Source organism: Pseudarthrobacter sp. MEB009, assembly GCF_030208875.1.
Lineage (GTDB): Bacteria > Actinomycetota > Actinomycetes > Actinomycetales > Micrococcaceae > Arthrobacter.
Genome location: NZ_JARVTC010000007.1, coordinates 54,505 through 74,972, shown reverse-complemented (window position 1 = coordinate 74,972; position 20,468 = coordinate 54,505). Strand labels below are relative to the sequence as shown.

Below are 20,468 nucleotides of genomic sequence, written 5' to 3'. Positions count from 1 at the left end.
CAATGAACAATTACGGCGGCCGGACCGAGCGGCTGCTGCCTGCCCGCTCCGTGTGGAGCACCTCGATGCTCTGGTGGCATCTCGGGTTCTATGCGGCGCTGGCAAGCCTGATGTACCTGGCCGTCTTCGGCCAGCCCGTCACCCCCGGCACGCCGTGGATGGTGGGGGCCATGGTGGTGCTGGCCGCGGCGTACCCGTTCCTGACCAGGCCGGTTGACCTTCGCACCGGCAGGTCCGGCATCTACGTGGTGGTCCTGGTGCTGGTGGTGGTGTTCCTGTCGTTTGTGCACAACGGAGCAGGCGCCCTGCTGTTTGTGGCCTTCCCCCAGGTGTGGATGTTCACCGCCTCCCAGCGCCAGGGCATTGTGGCAACAGTGGTCCTGTGCGTGGGGGTGGCCGCGGGCCAGTTCAGCAGGTGGGGTGTTGGCGGCACGGTGGTTTATGAAATCTCGGCGCAGCTGGTGCTCTCGCTGGTGGCAAGCTGCATGATCGGGCTGTGGATCTCCCGCGTGATCGAACAAAGTGAGCAGCGGGCCGAACTCCTGGCCGAGCTCGAGGCCACCAGGAGCGACCTCAACGCCGCCCAGCAGGCCCAGGGCGCCCTGGCCGAACGCGAACGGATGGCCCGGGAAATCCACGACACCCTGGCCCAGGGCTTCACCTCGATTGCCATGCTGTCCGAAGCCGGCCAGGCGCAGCTTCGCCGGCAGGACCAGGCAGGCGCCCCCGCGCTGGCGGGAACACTGGCGGCCATCGCCCGGACGGCCCGGGAAAACCTCGCCGAGGCCCGGTCCCTGGTGGCGTCCGGGGTGCCCACGGATGTCACGGGCGGGGACCTGCTGGCTGCTTTGGCCCGGCTTCCCCACACCCTCCACCTGGACGGGATCCGGCTGGAGGTGGACATTCCCGCCGTGCTGCCGCCGCTGACCTCCTCGGAGCAGGTGGCGCTGCTGCGGACGGCGCAAGAGGCATTGAACAACGTCAGGCGCCACTCCGGCGCGTCGCAGGCGCGCCTGGCCGTCCGCGTGACCGGCCCGGCCGGCGGCGCCGGGCTGCGGCTGGTGGTCAGCGACGACGGTCATGGTTTCGACCCGCAGGGCCCCCACACGGGGTTCGGCCTGACCTCCATGGCCGCCCGGCTGGCCGAGATCAACGGCCGGCTGGAGCTGGCCTCCGACGCCGGCGGAACCATCCTGACAGCGGTGGTGCCCGTCGCCGCGCCTGCAGTGGATACCATCGCAGTGGATGCCGGCAAGGAGGCATCACTATGAGTCCAACGGCAACCGTCCGCGTGGTCCTGGCGGACGACCACCCGGTGGTCCGAGGCGGCCTCGCGGCACTCCTGGGGACCGCAGCGGGCATCGAGGTGCTGGCCGAGGCCGCCGACGGGCAGGAAGCGGTGGCAGCCGTGGCCACCCACGCCCCGGACGTGGTGCTGATGGACCTGCGGATGCCCGTCCTGGACGGGGCCGGGGCCACGGCACTGATCCGCGACCGGCATCCGCTGACCAAGGTCCTGATCCTGACCACGTACGACGGCGACGCGGACATAGTGCGGGCCGTGGAGTCCGGGGCGGTGGGCTACCTCCTGAAGGACTCCCCCGGCGGCGTCATCATCGACGCGGTGTTTGCCGCAGCCCGCGGAGAGACGGTCCTCGCCCCTCCGGTGGCGGCACGCCTGGTGTCCCGCCTGCGGGAACCCGGGAGGCCGCAACTGACCGCCCGCGAGGTGGAAGTGCTCCGCTGCGTCTCGCAGGGACTGAGCAACCCGGACGTCGCCGCCCGGCTCCATATCGCCGAAGCGACCGTCAAAACGCACCTCCTGCGCGTTTTCAACAAGCTCGATGTGGACGACCGGACCCGTGCCGTGGTGGTCGCCCTGGAGCGGGGCCTATTGTGACCGGTTTGTGTCGTACCCCACACAGCCCACTACAATCTATGTGAGCTCAGCGTGGCGCTCTGCCTGTAAACCCTCTCTCCAGGATTTGAGCCGAAACATGAAAATAGGAATCCTCACCAGCGGTGGCGACTGCCCCGGGCTGAATGCTGTCATCCGCGGCGCCGTCCTTAAGGGCATCGCCATCCACGGCCACGAATTCGTCGGATTCCTCGACGGCTGGCGCGGTGTGGTGGAGGGTGACATCATCGACATCCCCCGCACCATGGTCCGTGGCATCGCCAAGCAGGGCGGCACCATCCTGGGCACCTCCCGCACCAACCCGTTCGAAAACGGCGGCGGCCCCGAGGTCATCAAAGCCCACATGGACCGGCTGGGCATCGACGCCATCATCGCGATCGGCGGTGAGGGCACCCTCGCGGCAGCCAAGCGCCTGACGGACGCCGGGCTCAAGATCGTCGGCGTCCCCAAGACCGTGGACAACGACCTCGACGCCACCGACTACACCTTCGGGTTCGACACCGCCGTGCAGATCGCCACCGAAGCCATCGACAGGCTCCGCACCACCGGCGAATCCCACCACCGTTGCATGATCGCCGAAGTCATGGGCCGGCACGTGGGCTGGATCGCGCTGCACGCCGGCATGGCCGCCGGCGCGCACGCCATCCTCATCCCGGAGCAGAAAACCAGCATCGAGCAGATCACCGAATGGGTCCAGGAGGCCCACGCCCGTGGCCGCGCACCCTTGGTGGTGGTGGCTGAAGGCTTCGTGCCGGACCACATGGAGTCCCCGCACTCGGAGCGCGGCCTGGACACCTTCGGCCGGCCCCGCCTGGGCGGCATCGCCGACCAGCTGGCCCCCGAGCTGGAGGCCCGGACCGGCATCGAAACCCGCGCCACCATCCTGGGCCACATCCAGCGCGGCGGCGTACCGTCCGCGTTCGACCGGGTCCTCGCCACCCGGCTGGGTATGGCCGCGATCGACTCCGTGGTGGAGGGCTACTGGGGCACCATGGTGGCACTCAAGGGCACGGACATCGAGCACGTGGGCTTCGAAGAGGCGCTGGGGCAGCTCAAGACCGTCCCGCAGAAGCGCTACGACGAGGCAGCGGTCCTGTTCGGCTGAGCCCGCGCGCCGCCCTAGGCTGGGACCATGACTCTCGACGCCGGTTCCGCCGCCATCATCCAGCTCGCCTGGGCCCGCCGGCTGGGCCTTGACGACCACGCCTTCGGCGACGCCCTGGCAACCGGGGACCGTGTGGTCCGGGCCGACGAATCGGCCCGGACCGTGGAGTTCGTCCGGCTGTTCGGAAGTTCGGCGCTGGTGGGTCCGCAGTGGCTGATCGACGCCGCCGCCGCCGTCCCGGACGCCGACCTGGCCCAGCACGTGACACTGTTGACCCTGACCCGGTCCCACGGCGGGCACGGGCTCGGAGCGGCCGCGCTGTTCTTCGCGGACGACCTGCCGCTGAAGCAGGTGGCCGGGGAAATGACCGTCTCGCACGGCAGCCCCGAGGCGATCGAGCTGGAAAGCAGGTGCCCGCCGGACGACGTCAACGAGGTGGGCCTGTCAGATCTCGAGAACCGCTACACCATCATCCATGAGGTGGACGGCCGGCGGCTGCCGCTGGCCTGCAGCGCGTACACGGAGCGGGACGGCCTGCTGGCGCACCTCGGCGTCCTGGTGGACCCGGAGTGGCGCCGGCAGGGGCTGGGCACCGTGGCGGCCTCCATCGCGGCGCACGAGGCACTGGCTGCGGGACTGACCATCCAGTGGCGGGCGGACGTCAGCAACACAGGAGCGCTGGCGCTGGCCCGTCATCTGGGACTGTCAGCCGGCGGAATCCAGACCAGCGTCCACCTTGGCTGAGCCGGGTGCCGCCTCGGCGCCGCCCCACCCCTGAACCGGCTGGGGCTTGGCAAAGAACAAGGCCACGACTGCCCCCACCACGATGACGGCGGCAGGCAGCAGCATCGACTGGCCCATCGCCGTCGAGAATCCGCCCTGCAGGGCATCCGGAAGGCTCCCGGTCATGCCCAGCCCGCCGCCGGCTGCCGCACCGGAACCGCCGCCGGGCAGTTCGGCAGCGAGGCGGGACTGGATGAGCACGGCGATGGCCGCGCTGCCCAGGACCGCACCGATCTGGCGGGTGGTGTTGTAGACCCCTGAACCGGCTCCGGCCTGACGGGGCGGCAGGTTGCGGGTGGCGGTGGTGCTCAGCGGCGCCCAGATCCCGGCGTTGGCGAAGCCCAGGACGGCACTGGGCAGCAGGAACATCAGGATGGGGGTGTCCGGCTGCATCAGGGCGGAGTTCCACAGCAGCGCCACGGCCATCAGGGCCAGGCCGGTGGCCGTAATGTACTTGGGGTTGACCCGGTCCACGAGCTTGCCCACCACCGGGGCCAGGCCGCCGGAAATCAGGGCCATGGGCACCATCATGAGCGCCGACTGGGTGGGCGTCAGGCCCCGGACCAGCTGGTAGTAGAAGATCAGCGGCAGGCTGAACGCCGTGACGGTGAAGCCCACGGTGGTGATGCCGATGTTGGCCAGCGAGAAGTTCCGGTCCCGGAACAGCTCCAGCGGCAGCAGCGGCTCGCCCTTGTTGAAGCGCTGCCAGACCACAAAGGCCACCAGCACCAGGATGCCGGCAATGATCAGCCCCCAGACGCTGATGGGCCCGGTGATAGTGCCCCAGTTGTAGGTCTCACCCTCCTGGATGCCAAAAACGAGCAGGAAGAGGCCGACGGCGCTGAGCACCACGCCGGGGATATCGAACCGGTGCGGGTGGGTCTTGAGCGACGGGACATTCCGCAGGGCCAGGATGAAGCCCACGATCCCGACGGGGACGTTGATGAAGAAGATCCATTCCCAGCCCAGGCCGTCCACCAGGACACCGCCCAGGATGGGGCCCACCAGGGTGGCGATGCCCGCGGTGGCACCCCACACGGCCATGGCAGGGCCGCGGCCGCCCGGCGGGAAGATGCGGGTGATGACCGCCATGGTCTGCGGCGTCATCAGCGCGGCGCCCAGGCCCTGCAGGATGCGGGCCATGATGAGTGTTTCGACGTTGCCGGAGAGCCCGCACCACAGCGAGGCGAGGGTAAACACCACCAGGCCAGTGAGGTAGAGCTTCTTGGGCCCGAACCGGTCACCCAGCCGGCCCGTGATCAGCAGGGGAACCGCATACGCCAGGAGATAGGCGCTGGTCACCCAGATCACGGAGTTGATGTCGGCGTTCAGGCCCTCCATGATCCGCGGGTTGGCTACGGAAACAATGGTGGTGTCGATGAGGATCATAAAGAACCCGATCACCAGGGACCACAATGCCGGCCACGGCTTGGCTACGATTTCCACTCGGTCATCCTTAAGAGATTGCAGATTGCCCGGCGGATCCGGGAGACCTAGCCCAGGAGATCCAGGATCTCCGTGCGGGCAAACATTTGCGCGGCGGCCCGGGCGGAGGGCTGGCCGGCGTCAGGGTCCGCGCCTGCTTCAAGCAGCGCGCGGGCCACGTCGGTGTAACCCTTGAAGGCAGCTCCGGCCAGCGGCGTCTGGCCGCGGTCGTTGGCTGCGTCGGCGGAGGCGCCATGCTCAAGAATGAGCCGGACCGCGTCCACCTGTCCATGGTACGCCGCCAGCATCAGCAGCGAGTCACCGGCGGCATTGGTCAGGGCTACCGGGGCACCGGCGGACAGGAACGCGCGGAGCAGTTCCGTGTTGCCTTCCCGGGCGGCTTGGAACAGGGTGTGCGCGAGCTCCACGGCGTCCTGGTCGGGAGCCTGGGCCTGGCCTGCAGCAGGCTCGGGTGTGGTGCTGGAAGGATCGGTCATGGTCGGGGCCCCCTGAGGAATCCGGTCTGGCGCCCCACAACCTGGCCGGCATCCGGGGCAACGATGGCTTCCTGGACGGCAGGGTACGGCTCATCGCCGTCCAGGACCGTCAGTATTTCATCCGGTGCCACGGAACGCTTTATGACCGCCAGGGCCACGGGGCCCATCTCGTAATGCTGGGCCACTGTAGTGACGGCGCCCACCTTCCGTTCGCCCAGCAGCACGGGGCTGCCGGCAGCCGGCATGGTGTGCTGGGAACCGTCCAGCTGGAGGAACACCAGGCGGCGCGGGGGGTGCCCCAGGTTGTGGACCCGCGCAACGGTTTCCTGGCCTTTGTAGCAGCCTTTGGCCAGGTGCACGGCGGTGCGGAGGAGGTCCAGTTCGTGGGGAATGGTTTTGTCGTCGGTTTCCGCGCCGATCCGGGGTCGCCAGGCGGCCACGCGCAGGGCCTCCGCAGCAAGGACGCCTGCCAGGGGGCGGTCCGCCACGATAGCTTCCAGCCGGGTTGCGGGCACCAGGTACTCGAACCAGGGCCGGTCCAGGCCGGGGTGCCCCTCGGCGGGGACCACTGCGTACGAGTAGCCGCCGGCGCCGACGTGGGGCCAGGGATCCTGCCAGGCCAGCAGGTCCGCCCAGGCGGGTACGGCCTTAACGCTGCCCACCACGGCCCAGTCGGCGGAGGCGTCCACCACCTCAACCCTGAGCATGAACTTCATCCTGTTCAGGAACTCCGCCAGCGGTGCAGCCTCCGCCGCCTCGACAATCAGCCAGGTGGTCCCGCCGTCGTCGATGACCCTGGCGTCGAATTCGATCCGGCCCTGGACGCTGAGCAGCAGCAGTTCGGTGGACTCCCCCGGCGCGAGGGCGGTGACCTGCTGGGAGGAAAGGGTGTTCAGCCAGCTCAGCCGGTCCGGCCCGCTGACGGTGACCACGCCGCGGTGCGAAAGGTCCACAACGGCGGTGCCGGCGGCCAGTGCCCGTTGTTCCCGCAGCGGCTCGCCGTAGTGGGATGCGACGCCGGCGTCCGGACCGGTCGCTTCGACGGCGCCGGGGCGCGACAGCAGAGGGCTGGGTGTAGTCATATGAAGTAGAAGTCCTTGGAGGCTAGCGGTATTCCGGATTTTCGAAATCGAACCGGGTGCCGGCCTGCCATTCCTCCGGGAGGTTGCCGTAGGCGGGATACCCGCCGGCGTCCTTGAGGAGCTTGGCCAGGTGCAGCAGGTTCCAGGTCATGAAGGTGGCGTTGCGGTTGGTGAAGTCGGTCTCCGGTCCGCCCGAGCCCGGATCGAGGTAGCTGGGGCCGGGGCCCACGGCGCCGATCCAGCCGGCGTCGGCCTGCGGCGGAATGCTGAAGCCGACGTGCTGCAGGCTGTACAGGACGTTCATGGCGCAGTGTTTGATGCCGTCTTCGTTGCCGGTGATCAGGCAGCCGCCCACTTTGGGGTAGAACGCCCACTGGCCCTTGCTGTTGAGTTGGCCGGAATGCGCGTACAGCCGCTCGATGAGCTTGCGGGTCTCGGAGGAGTTGTCGCCCAGCCAGATGGGCCCTGCCACCACCACGATGTCCGCGTCCTGGACCAGCGGGTACAGGTCCGGCCATTCGTCGGTGGCCCAGCCGTGCTCGGTCATGTCGGGGTACACGCCGCTGGCGATGTTGTGGTCAACCGTCCTGATCACGGTGGTGCCCACACCCTGCTTTTCCATGATCCGGCGGCTGATCTCAATCAGTCCGTCAGTGTTGCTGGTCTGGGGTGACTTCTTCAGCGTGCCGTTGAAGAACACTGCCTTCAGCCCGTTAAAGCCGCCCGCACTGCCGGTCTGTTCCACTGTGCTGCTCCTTGCGTCAGGATACTTTCGTCAGGAACGCCGACGCGTGGGCTTCGAGTCCTTTGCCGGCAACTCCTCCGGATGCGACGTCCCAGCGCCACAGGAGGTTGCCGTCCACCAGGCCGAAGATGCGGGTGGCAGCACTGTAGTCCTTCGAATGGCTGCCGCGCATCACCATGTCGGTGCTGAGCTGGATCTGCGGACCCTTGATCTGGCCGTAGTACAGCTCGGAGATGCCGCCGGGGTGAGAAATCGACACCGAAATGTCGAATCCGCCCTCACTATTGCGAAGGGCTTCGACTTCGTCGGCGCTCTTCAGGGCCGGGACGATGTCAGCGGGAATCAGCCCCGGGCCGCCGTCGGCGTCCAGCTGCTTGCGCTCCAGCGCCCAGAAACCGGTCTCAACGGTGAGCGGCCGAAGCTGCGTGCCTTCGTCGTCAGTCAACCAGCTTTCGGCGCGGTACTGCAGGTAGGGCAACCCGTTGTGGGTGAACGAAACCCGCTGCAGGAAATGCTCGGATTCCTCGTCGCCGCTGCCCAACCGGCCGCGGCCTTCCCACTCACCGATGAGCCAGGAGAGGGGAACGAGTTCGGGGGTCAGGTCTGTGGGAATTTCAATAGGCACAGCAATACCTCGGGAGACAGCTGGTTCGGGACGGGTCTACTTCTGGCCTTTGAAGAGGCGGTAGACCACAAAACCGGCGAACCAGGCCATGGACAGGCTCGCGATGCCGAGCAGGACAAGGAAGAAGATTTCAAAGGCAAGAATGGACATGGTGCAATCCTAACGCGTCAGTAGATGAGGAGTTTGTCTATGAAGTAGGCGAGGGAGCCGACGGCGGAGACCGGCGCGAGACCCATCCCCAGGGCGGCGGCAAAGTTCAATGGAGCGCCGCGAAGTGTCACCAGGCGCCGGAAACTGGCCAGGACGGCACCCACCACCACGCCGAAGATGGCGGCCGGCAGGACGGCGATGTCCGAGATGACCAGCCCTGCCAGCGGGCCCGCCAGTCCGGCCAGCACCACACCCAGGGGCGCAACGATGCTGTCCGGCCAGCGGATCAGGCCCGTGAGGAGGGCGACGGCGGCGCTGGCCGCGGCGACCAGCAGCATCTCCCGGACACCGTTGAACCTGGCGCCGGCAATCCAGCCCGCGCCGAGGCAGGACAACAGGACACCGACGCAGCAGCCAAGGGTGGATTCGAGGCGTTGCGCCTGCCCCGTCCCCCGGATCAGCTGCACCAGGAACACGGCCATCATCCCCACCGCGATGAACGCCGGGGTCCAGTCCAGGAACCCAGGGGCCGGCGTCGCGGCGGCGGCGAGGGCGGCCCCGGCACCGGACAGCCCGATCACGGCGGCAAGTGTCTTTTTGGCCGGGATCCGGAGGAAATGCGGCCAGCCGATGCCGACGGCGGCCGCAATGAGGACGGCGACCACCACCAGTGCCTCGCGGGAGGAATAGACGCCGGCGATGATGGCCGCGAGCCCGGCGAGGCCCACCACGCCGATGCTCCAGGAGCCCAGGGAACGCACGGGGGCCTGCAGGTCCGCCGTCATGGGGACCCGGGCCTGTGCTTGGTTTCTGCACTCACTGCGCTGCAATCCCATCCTGGCGTCGGTTGTCCGGGGCGGTGCGCCCCGTCGTGGCAGGACGGAGTCCGCCCTCCAGCCAATCCTGCCTTATATGAACTGGTTATGTCGCAAAACGGGACCCCCACGGCTCCGGATCCGTAGCTGCGGAGGTCCTGCCGGGTATACTCAAGAATCAGCTAAGCTCCCCGCTGAGGTGGCCGGCCGGCCCGTTCTTGACCGGCCCGAATCCGCTGCGGGAAGCCAGTACCGGCCGGTGAAAACCCGGCTCAGTCGCCCAACGATGCGCGGACGGCCCCTTGGAGGAACAATGTCGCACATCCTGTTATTGACGAACAGCACCGGTTCTTCGGTGGACATCCTGCCTGCCCTGGAGCTGCTGAACCACCGGGTCCACATCCTGCCCGCCGAGCCCACGGCCCTGCTGGAAACGGACCCCTGCGACATTGTGCTGCTGGATGCCCGCAAGGACCTGGTGGGCGCCCGCTCCCTGACCCAGCTCCTGAAGGCCACCGGGCTCAGCGCGCCCCTGGTCCTGATCCTGACCGAGGGCGGCATGGCTGCCGTTTCCTCCGCCTGGGCCGTGGACGACATTGTGCTTGAATCCGCCGGCCCGGCCGAAGTGGAAGCACGCATCCGGCTCTCCGTGGCCCGGGCGGTCCCGGAGAAGGACGACGCGCCCAGCGAGATCCGCGCCGCCGGCGTGGTGATCGACGAGGCCAGCTACACCGCCCGCGTCAACGGCGCCCCGCTGAACCTGACGTTCAAGGAATTTGAGCTCCTCAAATACCTGGCCCAGCACCCTGGCCGGGTTTTCACCCGCCAGCAGCTGCTCACCGAAGTCTGGGGCTACGACTACTACGGCGGCACCCGGACTGTGGACGTCCACGTCCGGCGGCTCCGCGCCAAGCTCGGCGCGGACCATGAGAACCTCATCAGCACTGTCCGCAACGTGGGGTACCGGCTCACCCTGGTGCGGCAGCAGGAAGACGAGCTCACCGAAGCCTGAGCCTTGGCCGGGTTCGGCGTATAGCCTTGCATCATGACTCCTGCGCACCCCGAGAAATGGCCGGTCCACCTTGTCCGTGGCGGGGTTGACCGGCAACTCCTTGACGATTGCCGCAGCCTCCTGGCCGCGGCGGAGGAATCCGACGGCAACCCGTCCATCTCCGAACAGACGTGGGTGTTCCTGCGGGCCGGGGATTCGGCCGCGCACTCCCTGCTGACCCTGGCCCTGTACGCCCCGGACGAGGACTCCGATCCTGCCACCGGCCAGGACCTGGCCGGATTCGCCGTGGTGGTGGCCGAAACGGACGGCGAATCGGTCCTGGAGATCGCTGTACACCCCGCCTACCGCAACCAGGGCGTGGCGGACCGGCTGGTGGGCGCACTGCAGGAAAACCGCGGACTGGACCGGTTGAAGGCCTGGTCCCACGGAAACCATGAGGCCGCCGCCGAACTCGCGGCCCGCTACGGCTTCGGCCCGGTGCGTGAACTGTGGAAGATGCGCCTGGCCACGGCGGACGCCGACCTGCCCGGTACTGCATTGCCGGAAGGTGTGGCCATCCGCGCCTTCGAACCGGGCCGGGACGAGGACGCCTGGCTGGCCGCCAACAAAGCCGCGTTTGCCCACCACCCGGAGCAGGGCAACCTGACGCGGGCCGATCTCGACGCCCGGATGGCTGAGGCATGGTTCGACCCGGCCGGTTTCCTGCTGGCCGAGGATGCGGACGGCCTGCTTCTGGGCTACCACTGGACCAAGGTGCACCCCCGGCATGGGCAGCACCCCGCCATCGGTGAGGTGTATGTGGTGGGCGTGACCCCGGCAGCGCAGGGCATGGGCCTGGGCAAGGCCCTGACGGTGGCCGGCATCCGGCACCTGCAGGAGCGTGGACTGCACGCCGTGATGCTTTACACCGATGCGGGAAACGCCCCGGCGGTGTCGCTGTACCGTTCCCTGGGGTTCACCCGTTGGGATATGGACGTGATGTACGGTCCGTTGGCCAAAAGTTAATCCAAACGTCTGACACATGCCCCGGCAGGGGCGAAATCCGGGCCGGTCCGGGAAGTGAATGCTTGTAAGGTTGATGGAGAACTGCGCAGGCCGCAAGGCAGCTTTTTGCGCCAGGTAGAAGGAGAAACCATGACCCCGGAACCGTCCGGAACAGCGACGTCGAAAAACGTTGCAGTCCCTGTCCGCGCACGCTTCGGCTCGTCCGAGGTTCCGGCGTCCCGGGCCACACAGGACCGGATCGACATTCCCGAGTTTGCGCCGAACCCGCAGCCTGAAGGTGACATCCGGCCGGACCGTTTCCTGGACCGCGAGCTGAGCTGGCTCAGCTTCAATTCACGGGTCCTGGAACTCGCCGAGGATCCCACCCTGCACCTGCTGGAACGCGTCAGCTTCCTGTCCATCTTCGCCTCCAACCTGGACGAGTTCTTTATGGTCCGCGTGGCCGGCCTGAAACGCCGCATCGCCGCAGGCCTGGCACTGCCCTCCCCCGCCGGGCTGAGCCCCATGGACGTCCTGGAGCGCATCAGCGAGGAGGCGCACCGGCTGCAGCAGCGCCACGCGCAGGTTTTCGCCGAGCAGATCCGCCCGGCCCTGGCCTATGAGCACATCCACCTGATGCACTGGGAGGAACTCGACGACGCCGCCCAGCACCAGCTGAGCATCATGTTCGCCGAAAAGGTGTTCCCCATCCTCACGCCGCTCGCGGTGGACCCGGCGCACCCGTTCCCGTACATTTCGGGCCTGTCGCTGAACCTTGCCGTGGTGGTCCGTAACCCGGTCAGCGATAAGGAACTCTTCGCCCGCCTCAAGGTGCCGGACCAGCTGCCGCGCCTGATCTCCATCGACGGCCCCCGGGCCGGTGCAGTGGCGGGCCGGGTGGCCCGATTCATCGCCCTCGAGGAAGTCATCGCCGTTCACCTGGACAAGCTGTTCCCCGGCATGGAAGTCCTGGAGCACCACACGTTCCGGGTCACCCGCAACGAGGACCTGGAGGTGGAGGAGGACGACGCCGAAAACCTCCTCCAGGCGCTGGAAAAGGAACTGCTGCGGCGCCGGTTCGGCCCGCCCGTCCGCCTCGAAGTGGCCAACGACATCAACCCCAACATCCGGGCGCTGCTGATCCGAGAGCTGGGCGTGGAGGAGTCCGAGGTGTACTCGGTCCCCGCTCCCCTGGACCTGCGCGGCCTGTCCGTGATGGCCGGGATCGACCGGGCGGACCTGCATTACCCCAAGCACGTCCCGCACACCTCGCGCTACCTCAACGAGTCCGAGACGTCCAAGGCAGCCAACGTCTTTGCCGCCATGCGCCGCCGCGACATCCTGCTGCACCACCCGTACGATTCGTTCTCCACGTCGGTCCAGGCATTCCTGGAGCAGGCCGCCGCCGACCCCAAGGTGCAGGCCATCAAGCAGACCCTGTACCGCACCTCGGGTGACTCCCCGATTGTCGATGCCCTGATCGACGCTGCGGAGGCCGGCAAGCAGGTCCTGGCGCTTGTGGAGATCAAGGCCCGGTTCGATGAGCAGGCCAACATCTCCTGGGCCCGCAAGCTGGAGCAGGCCGGCGTGCACGTGGTGTACGGCATCGTGGGCCTGAAGACCCACTGCAAACTGTCCCTGGTGGTCCGCCAGGAAGTGGACGGCCTGCGCCGGTACTGCCACATCGGCACCGGCAACTACCACCCCCGCACCGCCCGGTACTACGAGGACCTGGGCCTGCTCACCGCCAATGAGCAGGTGGGTGAGGACTTGTCCAAGCTCTTCAACCAGCTCTCCGGCTACGCCCCGAAGTCCACGTTCAAGCGCCTGCTGGTGGCGCCGCGCTCGGTCCGCTCAGGACTGATCGACCGGATCGAAACCGAAATCCGCAATGCCCGGGCCGGCGTGCCGGCCCGCGTGCAGATCAAGGTCAACTCGATGGTGGACGAAGCCATCATCGACTCGCTGTACCGCGCCTCACAGGCCGGGGTGAAGGTGGATGTGGTGGTCCGCGGCATCTGTTCGCTGCGCCCCGGCGTCGAAGGCCTCAGCGAGAACATCACCGTCCGCTCCATCCTGGGCCGGTTCCTGGAGCACTCCCGCGTGTTTGCCTTCGCCAACGGCGGGGACCCCGTGGTGTACATCGGCTCGGCCGACATGATGCACCGCAACCTGGACCGCCGGGTCGAAGCCCTGGTCCAGCTGGCCAGTCCCGACGACGTGGCCTACGTCCTGGACCTGCTGCGGCGCTACATGGCACCGGAGACCGCGAGCTGGCACCTGGACAACCAGGGCGTGTGGACCCGCCACCACCTGGACCCGGACGACAAGCCGCTGGAGGACGTCCAGTCCTGGCTGCTGGCCTCCCGGCCCCGTCAGCGCACCCTGAGCCGGCGGTAAGGGCCCCTGAGTTGCCAAGCGATGCACTCACAGCCGACCAGACGGACCATCCGGGGGAACCGATCGCCGTCACGGCGGCCGGCGCCCTGCCGTGGCGTATCACGCGCGATCAGCTGGAAGTCCTCCTGATCCACCGGCCCCGCTACGACGACTGGTCATGGCCCAAGGGAAAGCTGGACGACGGCGAAACCGTCCCCGAATGCGCCGTCCGCGAGGTTCAGGAGGAAATCGGGCTGTTCGCGCCGTTGGGCATCCCGTTGCCGCCGATCCACTACCACGTGGCCTCCGGCCTGAAGGTGGTGTACTACTGGGCGGTCAAGGTCAACGGCGCCAAACTCGTGCCGGACGGCAAGGAAGTCGACAGCGTGATGTGGTGCACCCCCGAAAAGGCGGCCGCCCTGCTGACCAACCCATCCGACGTCGTGCCCCTCGACTACCTCCGCGAGGCGCACAGCCGCGGCCAACTGAACACCTGGCCGCTGGTGGTGGTCCGCCATGCCAAAGCCAAACCGCGGTCCTCCTGGACCCGGGCCGAGGGTGACCGTCCGCTGGCCGCGACCGGGGTCCGGCAGGCGCAGGCGGTGGGCCGGCTGCTGCAGGCCTGGCAGCCCAACCGCGTGGTGACCAGCCCGTGGCTGCGGTGCGTGGCCACCGTGGCGCCGTACGCCAAGGCCAGCGGGGCCAAGGTCAAGATCGCCGAAGCCCTCACCGAGCACCGGCACCACCGCAGCCCGCGAAAGACGGCCGCCGTCATTGACGGCCTTCTGGGCAAGAACCGCGCGGTGGCGGTCTGCACCCACCGGCCGGCGCTGCCCACGGTTTTCGCGCAACTGGCCCGGCATATGTCCGCGCCGCTGGGCAGGCTGCTGCCGGATGCCGAGCCGTTCCTGACACCCGGCGAGGTGGTGGTGTGCCACGTGGCGCCCGGCGGCAGGAACCGCATCGTTGCAGTGGAGCAGTTCAAGCCGTTCGACGACTGATCGGGCCCGGCCGGTTGACCAACCCAAGTTGTGTATCAAATACTTAGTACATTGATTCACGACGTTGGGGGACGAAGTGCCGGTGGATGAACAGCTGATTTTTTCAGTGGACAACGTGCCGCCCGGAATTTTCCTGGGGCCGGTCCTGCTGGCCGCGGGCATCTACCTGGTGCTGCGCTGGGTGGTCAGGCTTCCGGGTGGCGGCACGTCACCTGTTTCAGTGACGCAGCATGCCTTATGGGTGGGTGTCATTGGCTGGCTGGCCAGCTCCCTGCAGCCTGCCGGCCAGGCGGGCATCGTGCCCCGCGGCGGCGAAGCTGCGCTGTCCACCCCCGGAGCCATCCTTCCCTTGCTGGCCTGGCCCGTGCTGGGGGTCCTGGCCGTCCATGCCCTGGGCCAGTACAGCTACCCGGGCCCCCGGCTGCCGCGGCGGCAGGCCACCCTGGGCGTGCGGCAGGTCCGCGATTTCCTTCCCCGTCCGCTGGCATGGACGGCCCTGGCCATCGTTGCTGTGTCCGCCGTCCAGATCGGCTGGCTCGCCACCCTGCCGGGCTACGCTCCCCTGCAATACGAGGTCCGGCCGGACGGAGCAGGCGGCTTTGTGACCGCTGGCGGGGACGGCAGGATTCCCGGTATCGAGCTGGCGGCCATGCTGGGGTCGGCGCTGGCGCTGCTGGTGGCCGGGACCTGGCTGGTCCTGGTGCTGATCAGCAGGCGCCGGCAGGTGGAAGCCCTGTCCCTGGCGGACAACAACACGCTCCGGACGATTGCCATGAACCGGCTCCTGAGGACGGCGGCGACTGTTGCGTCCGGTCTGGCCGCCATCGCGGGCAACCATGCCGCCCGGCCGGAGCCGGCGCTGGGCATCGGGTCGTGGACCAACGTTGCCGGCCTGCTTAACCTTGTGGTGCTGCTGGCCATGTGGTGGTGGGCGCCGCCAAAGCTTTCGGCCGTGCTGCGGCCGGCCCGGCGGGGGCAGGGTGCCACACCGGATACCTTCCAGCCGGCCACCCGGCTGGTGGTGTCCCTGGGACCCGCCATGGCACTGGCCGCCTTGGCCCCCCTGGTTTTTGCGGTGCTGGTTCCCGGCGCAGGGACGCAGCCGGCGGTCTTTGTGGCCGTGGCGGCCGGAGCCATCCTCGCGGTGGTGGCCGGCGGCGAAACCCTGCTGGCCCGGAACCACGGCGCCGCAGGGCAGCCTGCCCAGTGGCCGCCGCAGCCGGCATCGCCCGCCATCCTGTCCACCGCCGCCACCGCAGCCGCGGCCCTGGTGGCGGTCATCGCCGTGGTGGCCGGCAGGCAGTCCCAGCTGGGGGTATCGGCGTCCTGGCCGGCAGCCGCCGTCGCCAGCGCCTGCGTCCTGGCGTTCTCCGCGCTGCCGCTGGTGCTGGTACGGCGGCGCCGCGGCATCCCGGGTCCAGTCGAGGGCCTGGACGCCGCGCTGCGCGCCATCACCGTGCACCGGGTGCTCCGTACGCTCGCGGCGTTCTTGGCCGTGCAGGCCGGCACGCTGCTCTCCTTCGCAGCGCCTTCGCTCCTGCCGGCGTGGCCGCTGGACCCCGGTCCTTGGGCAGGTGCCTGGCAGGCCGCACCCCTGGCAGGAGTGCTGCTGGCAACGGCAGGAGTGGTCATCGCTGTGGTCCCTGTCCGCGCCCTGGCCGGCCACAAGGCGGGCCGGCGCAGCCCTGCCCCGGTGGCATGAGCGCCGGGATCACCGTGGACCTGGGCTCCGCCACGCCGCCCTACGAACAGATCCGCTCCCAGATCAGCTCGCTGGTGGCCATGGGTGAGCTGGCAGCCGGCAGCAGGCTGCCCACTGTGCGCAGCCTGGCTGCCGACCTGGGGATCGCCGCCGGCACGGTGGCCCGGGCGTACAAGGAACTCGACGCCGCCGGCATCGTGGAATCGCGCCGGCGCGGCGGCACCGTAGTCACCGGAAGGGCGCAGTTGCTGCCAACACACGGTGCGGCCGACCCCGCCCTGGCTCCCGCAACGCCGGCGGGTGGCCGGGCGCCCGCGGAGGTGCTGGCCGCCGTCGACCGTTACATCGAACTGGGCCGGAGCGCGGGGCTGGCCGATGAGGTGCTGCTGGACCTGCTCCGTGGCCGGCTCCGGAAGGCCTGAGGCACGCGTCGGCTCTCCGGTGCGGCCGGGATTGCCCAGTAGACTTGATGGCGTGAGCATTCCTACCCCATATGAAGACCTCCTGCGCGATGTGATGGCCTCCGGCACGCACAAATCGGACCGGACCGGGACCGGAACCACCAGTGTTTTCGGCCGCCAGCTGCGGTTTGACCTCTCCACCAGCTTCCCGCTGATCACCACCAAGCGGGTCCACTTCAAGTCCGTGGCGGTGGAGCTCCTGTGGTTCCTCCGCGGCGAAACCAACGTGCAGTGGATGCAGGACCAGGGCGTCACCATCTGGAATGAATGGGCGGATGCGGACGGCGACCTGGGCCCCGTCTACGGTGTGCAGTGGCGCAGCTGGCCCACTCCGGACGGCGGCCACATCGACCAGATCGCCGAGCTCGTGGACAACCTGAAGGCCAACCCGGACTCGCGCCGGCACATCGTCTCTGCCTGGAACGTGGCCGAGCTCAGCGACATGGCACTGCCGCCGTGCCACGCGTTTTTCCAGTTCTACGTGGCGGACGGGAAGCTCTCCTGCCAGCTGTACCAGCGCTCGGCCGACATGTTCCTGGGCGTCCCCTTCAACATCGCCTCCTACGCCCTGCTCACCTGCATGGTGGCGCAGCAGGTTGGCCTGGAACCCGGCGAGTTCGTCTGGACCGGCGGTGATGTGCACATCTACGAGAACCATATGGACCAGGTCCTCAAGCAGCTGGAGCGGGAGCCGTACGAGTACCCGCAGCTGCGGATCACCCGGAAGCCCGCCTCGATCTTCGACTACACCCTGGCTGACTTCGAGGTGGTGGGCTACCGGCACCACCCCACCATCAAGGCCCCGATCGCCGTATGAGCGCCGATCCGCAGGACTTTACGGCCCAGCTGGCCGGCTCCGTCACGGGCGTGGGCCTGGTCTGGGCGCAGACGCCGGACGGAGTGATCGGTAAGGACGGGGACATGCCCTGGCACCTGCCCGAGGACCTCAAGCACTTCAACCGCCTCACCGTGGGGCACCCCGTGATCATGGGCCGCAAAACCTGGCTCTCCTTCCCGGACAAGTACCGGCCCCTGCCCGGCCGGACCAACATCGTGATCACCCGGCAGCCGGCCTGGGCCGATACGCCCGAGGCGGCCGGCGCCGTGGTGGTTCCCTCGCTCGATGATGCGCTGCTGGAGTCGCAGTTCGTCGACGGCGGTGCAACGGTCTGGATCCTGGGCGGCGGCGAGGTTTTCCGGCAGGCCACTGCCCTGGCCAACGTCGCGGTGGTCACCACCATAGATGTAACCACCGACGGCGATACTTTCGCTCCCGAGCTTGGCACCAGTTGGGAGGCGGCCGCCTCAGTCCCTCCGGACGGCTGGCTGACCGCCGTCAACGGCACCCGGTACCGCTTCACCAAGTGGTCAAGAACTGAAGGCTGAACATGCTGAAAAAACCCGAAACCCTCTTTGTCCTGGGCTACATGCTGCTCCCCCTGCTGGCGCTGTTGTCCGCCATTGTGGGCCTGACCATGATCCTGGGCGGCAACAAGATCGCGGGAGCCATCATCCTGGTGGTGGTGACCCAGGTGTTTGCGTTTGGCGCTTTCTACACCATCCGGGCGCGCAAGGCTGCGGTGCTGGCGGAATCGGACCGCGGCTAGCCACAGCTTGTTGGATGGGGAGTCCGCCCCATCGCGGCCGCTGGCCTGCTCCGCCTAGGCTGGGCCGGAACCGTCCGGGGCGGTTGCAGTGAAACGAAAATGGGGGTTGGCCGGTGGCTGGAAACATGTGGGGCGCGGATGTGGCGCAGCTGCGGACGCTCGCGAAGCAGTTCAGCGCGTCCGCCGACATGTTGCTGCAGCAGTCCACCCAGCTGACCAGCCAGATCAACAACAATCCCGCGTGGAAGGGCCAGGACGCTGCCCGGTTCCGCTCCGAATGGAACGGCGGCCACAAGAACCTCCTGCAGAAGACCGCCCTGCAGCTGCAGCGGGTGTCCAAGGTGCTGCTGTCCAATGCCGACCAGCAGGAACAGGCCAGTTCGGTGGGCGGACCCGGGGGCAATGGACCCGGCGGAAACGGACCTGGCGGAAACGGACCTGGGGGCTCCGATCCCGGCAACCCCGGAAACCCGTCCGGGCCGGACTGGCTGGCCGATCCGGATTCGCCCTTCCGCAACGGCTGGGACATCTACAACCTGGCGAAGGCCTTCCCCAACCTGCGTGCCGGAGTGTTCGACATGGCCGCCATGCTGCACAAGTCCCGGGTCGGCGACTACCTGGACCCGGCCGCTTGGCGCGCCTTCCAGAACTCGAACGAGTTCAGCAAATTCTTCAACATGTCCAACAGCCTTTTCGAAGGGAAGTTCCAGGACGTCCTGGGCCTGGCCGAGGACACCAAAGCGTTCAAGTACCTGGACGGGTTCAGCAAGGGACTCGGCGTAGTGGGTGTGGGCCTCGATGGCCTCGACGCGTTCAATTCCTTCCAGGACGGTGAGTACGGCGACGCCGCGTACTCCACCACGAAGGCCCTGCTGGGTGCCGGTTCCTTCCTTCCGCCGCCCGCCGGCACAGCGTGTATGGTGGCCAGCGGTGCCCTGGCGCTCTATGACAACGTCCCCGTCATCCACGACTCCGTGAACTACGTGGGCGGCAAGATCGCCGACGGTGCGGAAGCTGTGGGCGATGCCGTCAGCGACGGCGTCGGCGCCGTCGGCGACTTTTTTGGTTTCTAGGCCTGAGGAGAAACACCAGTGACTGAATCGACAACCACCGTCCCGCCCACCGCGGACCAGGTGTTCCCGGACGCAGCGGGCTTTGGGTTCGCCGAGCTGCTTGTGCTGTTGAACCTCCGCCGCGGCCCGGCCGCTACGGACTCGGCCCGCGCCCTCCGGCTCGAAGCAGAGCTGGCGGACAGCTCGCTGCTCTCCGCCGGGGCTTCATCCCTGGTGGCCCGCGGCGCTGCCAGGGTGGAGGCCGGCGGCGGGCTTTCCGTGGAAGGCCCGGTGGCTGCCCTGGCCGCTGTGCTGACGGCAGCCACCAAAAGGGTGCAGGTCAATCTCCTGACCGCCGATGCCGTGGACAACGTCCTGGCCATCGAGTCCGCCGACTACCGGATGTTGCTGCAGCCCAGGGCCTACCTCAGCTGGTTCGCCATGGCCCAGCGGCCGGACATCACCCCGGCCGAGGCCACCTTCTTTATCATCCGCAAACACCTTGAGGACAACCCCTCGGGCGGGGCCACGGTGCGGCTGCTCGAGGATCCCGCCGCCAACCAGTTGCTGATCAAGCGCACCGGGACCGGCTGGACAGTGGGCTACGGCGTGCTGGACGGCCCGGCGGAAGCCATCCGCGAAGAGCCCGGACTCACAGACACCCAGGTCCTTGACCGCATCCGTTCGATCCGGCAGGACTGAGATGGACAACAGCAACAGCCCAACCGCCGCCGACCAGCAGGTCCGGGCGGACCATGAGCAGGCAGTGGCACACGGCGAAAACCGGGTCCTGATGCGCACCACCGGAGGCCGGCTGCACAGCTATGCCCGGGACGAGCTCGGCGTGGTGACCGCCAGTTCCCACCCCACAGTGCGCTCAGCCGGTGGCCTGCTGGTGATGACCGTCTTCTTCGCTGCGGTGGCAGCCTTTTCCATCCTGTTGGTGACCGGTCCCGCCACCCGCGGCGGCGACCCGATGTGGGGCGCCCTGGTTCTCACCGCGGCAGGCCTGGGTGGTGTGGCCTACGCGGGCCGGCTGGCCGGGATTGCGGCCAAAGCGAAGCGCCTCCGCACCGAACGCGGGGTCCCCGAGCCGAGTGCCAGGCAGTTCGACTGAACCGCGCC

At 68.2% G+C, this 20,468-nt stretch carries 22 protein-coding genes; 16 read left to right on the top strand and 6 right to left on the bottom strand.

From position 1 onward, the window contains the following. Window positions 1–2: 2 nt before the first annotated feature. The 4 genes from QRN07_RS06210 (at window position 3) to QRN07_RS06195 (ending at window position 3,767) form a co-directional block, all read left to right on the top strand. Window positions 3–1,271 (top strand): sensor histidine kinase, encoded by a 1,269-nt coding sequence (locus QRN07_RS06210; protein ID WP_285240637.1) that lies wholly within the window; start codon window positions 3–5, stop codon window positions 1,269–1,271. After that, a complete protein-coding gene (locus tag QRN07_RS06205; protein WP_050685304.1) occupies window positions 1,268–1,900 on the top strand; it encodes a response regulator in 633 nt (210 codons plus the stop codon). Before QRN07_RS06210 ends, QRN07_RS06205 begins: the two co-directional genes overlap by 4 nt. Before the next feature lie 97 nt (window positions 1,901–1,997). Beyond that, window positions 1,998–3,023, top strand: coding sequence for an ATP-dependent 6-phosphofructokinase (locus tag QRN07_RS06200; protein ID WP_050685305.1), 1,026 nt, complete (start codon window positions 1,998–2,000; stop codon window positions 3,021–3,023). 27 nt (window positions 3,024–3,050) lie between these two features. Next, window positions 3,051–3,767 carry a GNAT family N-acetyltransferase gene (locus tag QRN07_RS06195; RefSeq protein WP_285240636.1) on the top strand — a complete coding sequence of 239 codons (717 nt, stop codon included), beginning with the start codon at window positions 3,051–3,053 and terminating at the stop codon, window positions 3,765–3,767. Here QRN07_RS06195 and QRN07_RS06190 read toward each other — a convergent pair. From QRN07_RS06190 to QRN07_RS06165, 6 genes are all read right to left on the bottom strand, one after another. Further along, complete coding sequence (locus QRN07_RS06190; RefSeq protein WP_285240635.1) at window positions 3,729–5,252, bottom strand: DHA2 family efflux MFS transporter permease subunit; 1,524 nt, start codon at window positions 5,250–5,252, stop codon at window positions 3,729–3,731. The two genes, QRN07_RS06195 and QRN07_RS06190, sit on opposite strands and share 39 nt — an antisense overlap. A 47-nt stretch (window positions 5,253–5,299) precedes the next feature. Next, complete coding sequence (locus QRN07_RS06185) at window positions 5,300–5,728, bottom strand: ankyrin repeat domain-containing protein (protein ID WP_050685308.1); 429 nt, start codon at window positions 5,726–5,728, stop codon at window positions 5,300–5,302. Next, window positions 5,725–6,810 carry a CAF17-like 4Fe-4S cluster assembly/insertion protein YgfZ gene (gene ygfZ, locus QRN07_RS06180; RefSeq protein ID WP_285240634.1) on the bottom strand — a complete coding sequence of 362 codons (1,086 nt, stop codon included), beginning with the start codon at window positions 6,808–6,810 and terminating at the stop codon, window positions 5,725–5,727. Before ygfZ ends, QRN07_RS06185 begins: the two co-directional genes overlap by 4 nt. Window positions 6,811–6,832: 22 nt before the next feature. Next, window positions 6,833–7,555, bottom strand: coding sequence for a flavodoxin family protein (locus QRN07_RS06175; protein WP_050685310.1), 723 nt, complete (start codon window positions 7,553–7,555; stop codon window positions 6,833–6,835). A 16-nt stretch (window positions 7,556–7,571) separates the two neighbouring features. After that, window positions 7,572–8,180: a nitrobindin family protein gene (locus QRN07_RS06170; RefSeq protein ID WP_050685311.1), complete on the bottom strand. Its 609-nt coding sequence runs from the start codon at window positions 8,178–8,180 to the stop codon at window positions 7,572–7,574. A gap of 167 nt (window positions 8,181–8,347) precedes the next feature. Next, entirely contained in the window at window positions 8,348–9,115 is a 768-nt protein-coding gene (locus QRN07_RS06165; protein WP_050685312.1) for a hypothetical protein, read from the bottom strand. Between the two features lie 343 nt (window positions 9,116–9,458). On the opposite strand from QRN07_RS06165, the gene QRN07_RS06160 reads away from it, so the two are divergent. From QRN07_RS06160 to QRN07_RS06105, 12 genes are all read left to right on the top strand, one after another. Then, complete coding sequence (locus QRN07_RS06160) at window positions 9,459–10,157, top strand: winged helix-turn-helix transcriptional regulator (protein ID WP_050685313.1); 699 nt, start codon at window positions 9,459–9,461, stop codon at window positions 10,155–10,157. Window positions 10,158–10,190: 33 nt separating this feature from the next. Beyond that, on the top strand, window positions 10,191–11,162 hold the full coding sequence (gene mshD / locus QRN07_RS06155) for a mycothiol synthase (protein WP_056596954.1): 972 nt from the start codon (window positions 10,191–10,193) through the stop codon (window positions 11,160–11,162). 129 nt (window positions 11,163–11,291) lie between these two features. Then, window positions 11,292–13,541 (top strand): RNA degradosome polyphosphate kinase, encoded by a 2,250-nt coding sequence (locus tag QRN07_RS06150; protein WP_050685315.1) that lies wholly within the window; start codon window positions 11,292–11,294, stop codon window positions 13,539–13,541. An 11-nt stretch (window positions 13,542–13,552) separates the two neighbouring features. Then, window positions 13,553–14,521 carry an NUDIX hydrolase gene (locus QRN07_RS06145; protein ID WP_285240633.1) on the top strand — a complete coding sequence of 323 codons (969 nt, stop codon included), beginning with the start codon at window positions 13,553–13,555 and terminating at the stop codon, window positions 14,519–14,521. Window positions 14,522–14,603: 82 nt separating this feature from the next. Beyond that, window positions 14,604–16,223: a hypothetical protein gene (locus QRN07_RS06140; protein WP_285240632.1), complete on the top strand. Its 1,620-nt coding sequence runs from the start codon at window positions 14,604–14,606 to the stop codon at window positions 16,221–16,223. Beyond that, window positions 16,220–16,645 carry a GntR family transcriptional regulator gene (locus QRN07_RS06135; RefSeq protein ID WP_285240631.1) on the top strand — a complete coding sequence of 142 codons (426 nt, stop codon included), beginning with the start codon at window positions 16,220–16,222 and terminating at the stop codon, window positions 16,643–16,645. The genes QRN07_RS06140 and QRN07_RS06135 overlap by 4 nt, the downstream gene beginning before the upstream one ends. Before the next feature lie 52 nt (window positions 16,646–16,697). Further along, on the top strand, window positions 16,698–17,501 hold the full coding sequence (locus QRN07_RS06130; RefSeq protein WP_050685318.1) for a thymidylate synthase: 804 nt from the start codon (window positions 16,698–16,700) through the stop codon (window positions 17,499–17,501). Continuing rightward, the gene (locus QRN07_RS06125; protein ID WP_050685319.1) at window positions 17,498–18,070 is read left to right on the top strand and encodes a dihydrofolate reductase; all 573 of its coding nucleotides are present in this window, start codon (window positions 17,498–17,500) and stop codon (window positions 18,068–18,070) included. Before QRN07_RS06130 ends, QRN07_RS06125 begins: the two co-directional genes overlap by 4 nt. A gap of 2 nt (window positions 18,071–18,072) precedes the next feature. Continuing rightward, window positions 18,073–18,291 carry an NF038396 family protein gene (locus QRN07_RS06120; protein ID WP_050685320.1) on the top strand — a complete coding sequence of 73 codons (219 nt, stop codon included), beginning with the start codon at window positions 18,073–18,075 and terminating at the stop codon, window positions 18,289–18,291. A gap of 125 nt (window positions 18,292–18,416) precedes the next feature. Beyond that, window positions 18,417–19,364, top strand: a complete 948-nt coding sequence (locus QRN07_RS06115) for a WXG100 family type VII secretion target (protein WP_285240630.1) — start codon at window positions 18,417–18,419, stop codon at window positions 19,362–19,364. 18 nt (window positions 19,365–19,382) lie between these two features. Further along, window positions 19,383–20,045: a hypothetical protein gene (locus QRN07_RS06110; RefSeq protein WP_050685322.1), complete on the top strand. Its 663-nt coding sequence runs from the start codon at window positions 19,383–19,385 to the stop codon at window positions 20,043–20,045. 1 nt (window position 20,046) lies between these two features. After that, complete coding sequence (locus QRN07_RS06105; protein WP_056596942.1) at window positions 20,047–20,460, top strand: hypothetical protein; 414 nt, start codon at window positions 20,047–20,049, stop codon at window positions 20,458–20,460. The last annotated feature ends 8 nt before the right edge of the window (window positions 20,461–20,468 follow it).

Excerpts from the sequence above, each read along its gene's own strand:
- QRN07_RS06120 (WP_050685320.1), top strand. The coding sequence starts at position 18,073 with ATGCTGAAAAAACCCGAAACCCTCTTTGTCCTGGGCTACATGCTGCTC.
- QRN07_RS06185 (WP_050685308.1), bottom strand. The coding sequence starts at position 5,728 with ATGACCGATCCTTCCAGCACCACACCCGAGCCTGCTGCAGGCCAGGCC.
- QRN07_RS06105 (WP_056596942.1), top strand. The coding sequence starts at position 20,047 with ATGGACAACAGCAACAGCCCAACCGCCGCCGACCAGCAGGTCCGGGCG.
- ygfZ (WP_285240634.1), bottom strand. The coding sequence starts at position 6,810 with ATGACTACACCCAGCCCTCTGCTGTCGCGCCCCGGCGCCGTCGAAGCG.
- QRN07_RS06135 (WP_285240631.1), top strand. The coding sequence starts at position 16,220 with ATGAGCGCCGGGATCACCGTGGACCTGGGCTCCGCCACGCCGCCCTAC.
- QRN07_RS06150 (WP_050685315.1), top strand. The coding sequence starts at position 11,292 with ATGACCCCGGAACCGTCCGGAACAGCGACGTCGAAAAACGTTGCAGTC.
- QRN07_RS06115 (WP_285240630.1), top strand. The coding sequence starts at position 18,417 with ATGTGGGGCGCGGATGTGGCGCAGCTGCGGACGCTCGCGAAGCAGTTC.
- QRN07_RS06165 (WP_050685312.1), bottom strand. The coding sequence starts at position 9,115 with ATGACGGCGGACCTGCAGGCCCCCGTGCGTTCCCTGGGCTCCTGGAGC.
- QRN07_RS06125 (WP_050685319.1), top strand. The coding sequence starts at position 17,498 with ATGAGCGCCGATCCGCAGGACTTTACGGCCCAGCTGGCCGGCTCCGTC.
- QRN07_RS06160 (WP_050685313.1), top strand. The coding sequence starts at position 9,459 with ATGTCGCACATCCTGTTATTGACGAACAGCACCGGTTCTTCGGTGGAC.
- mshD (WP_056596954.1), top strand. The coding sequence starts at position 10,191 with ATGACTCCTGCGCACCCCGAGAAATGGCCGGTCCACCTTGTCCGTGGC.
- QRN07_RS06205 (WP_050685304.1), top strand. The coding sequence starts at position 1,268 with ATGAGTCCAACGGCAACCGTCCGCGTGGTCCTGGCGGACGACCACCCG.
- QRN07_RS06200 (WP_050685305.1), top strand. The coding sequence starts at position 1,998 with ATGAAAATAGGAATCCTCACCAGCGGTGGCGACTGCCCCGGGCTGAAT.
- QRN07_RS06195 (WP_285240636.1), top strand. The coding sequence starts at position 3,051 with ATGACTCTCGACGCCGGTTCCGCCGCCATCATCCAGCTCGCCTGGGCC.
- QRN07_RS06210 (WP_285240637.1), top strand. The coding sequence starts at position 3 with ATGAACAATTACGGCGGCCGGACCGAGCGGCTGCTGCCTGCCCGCTCC.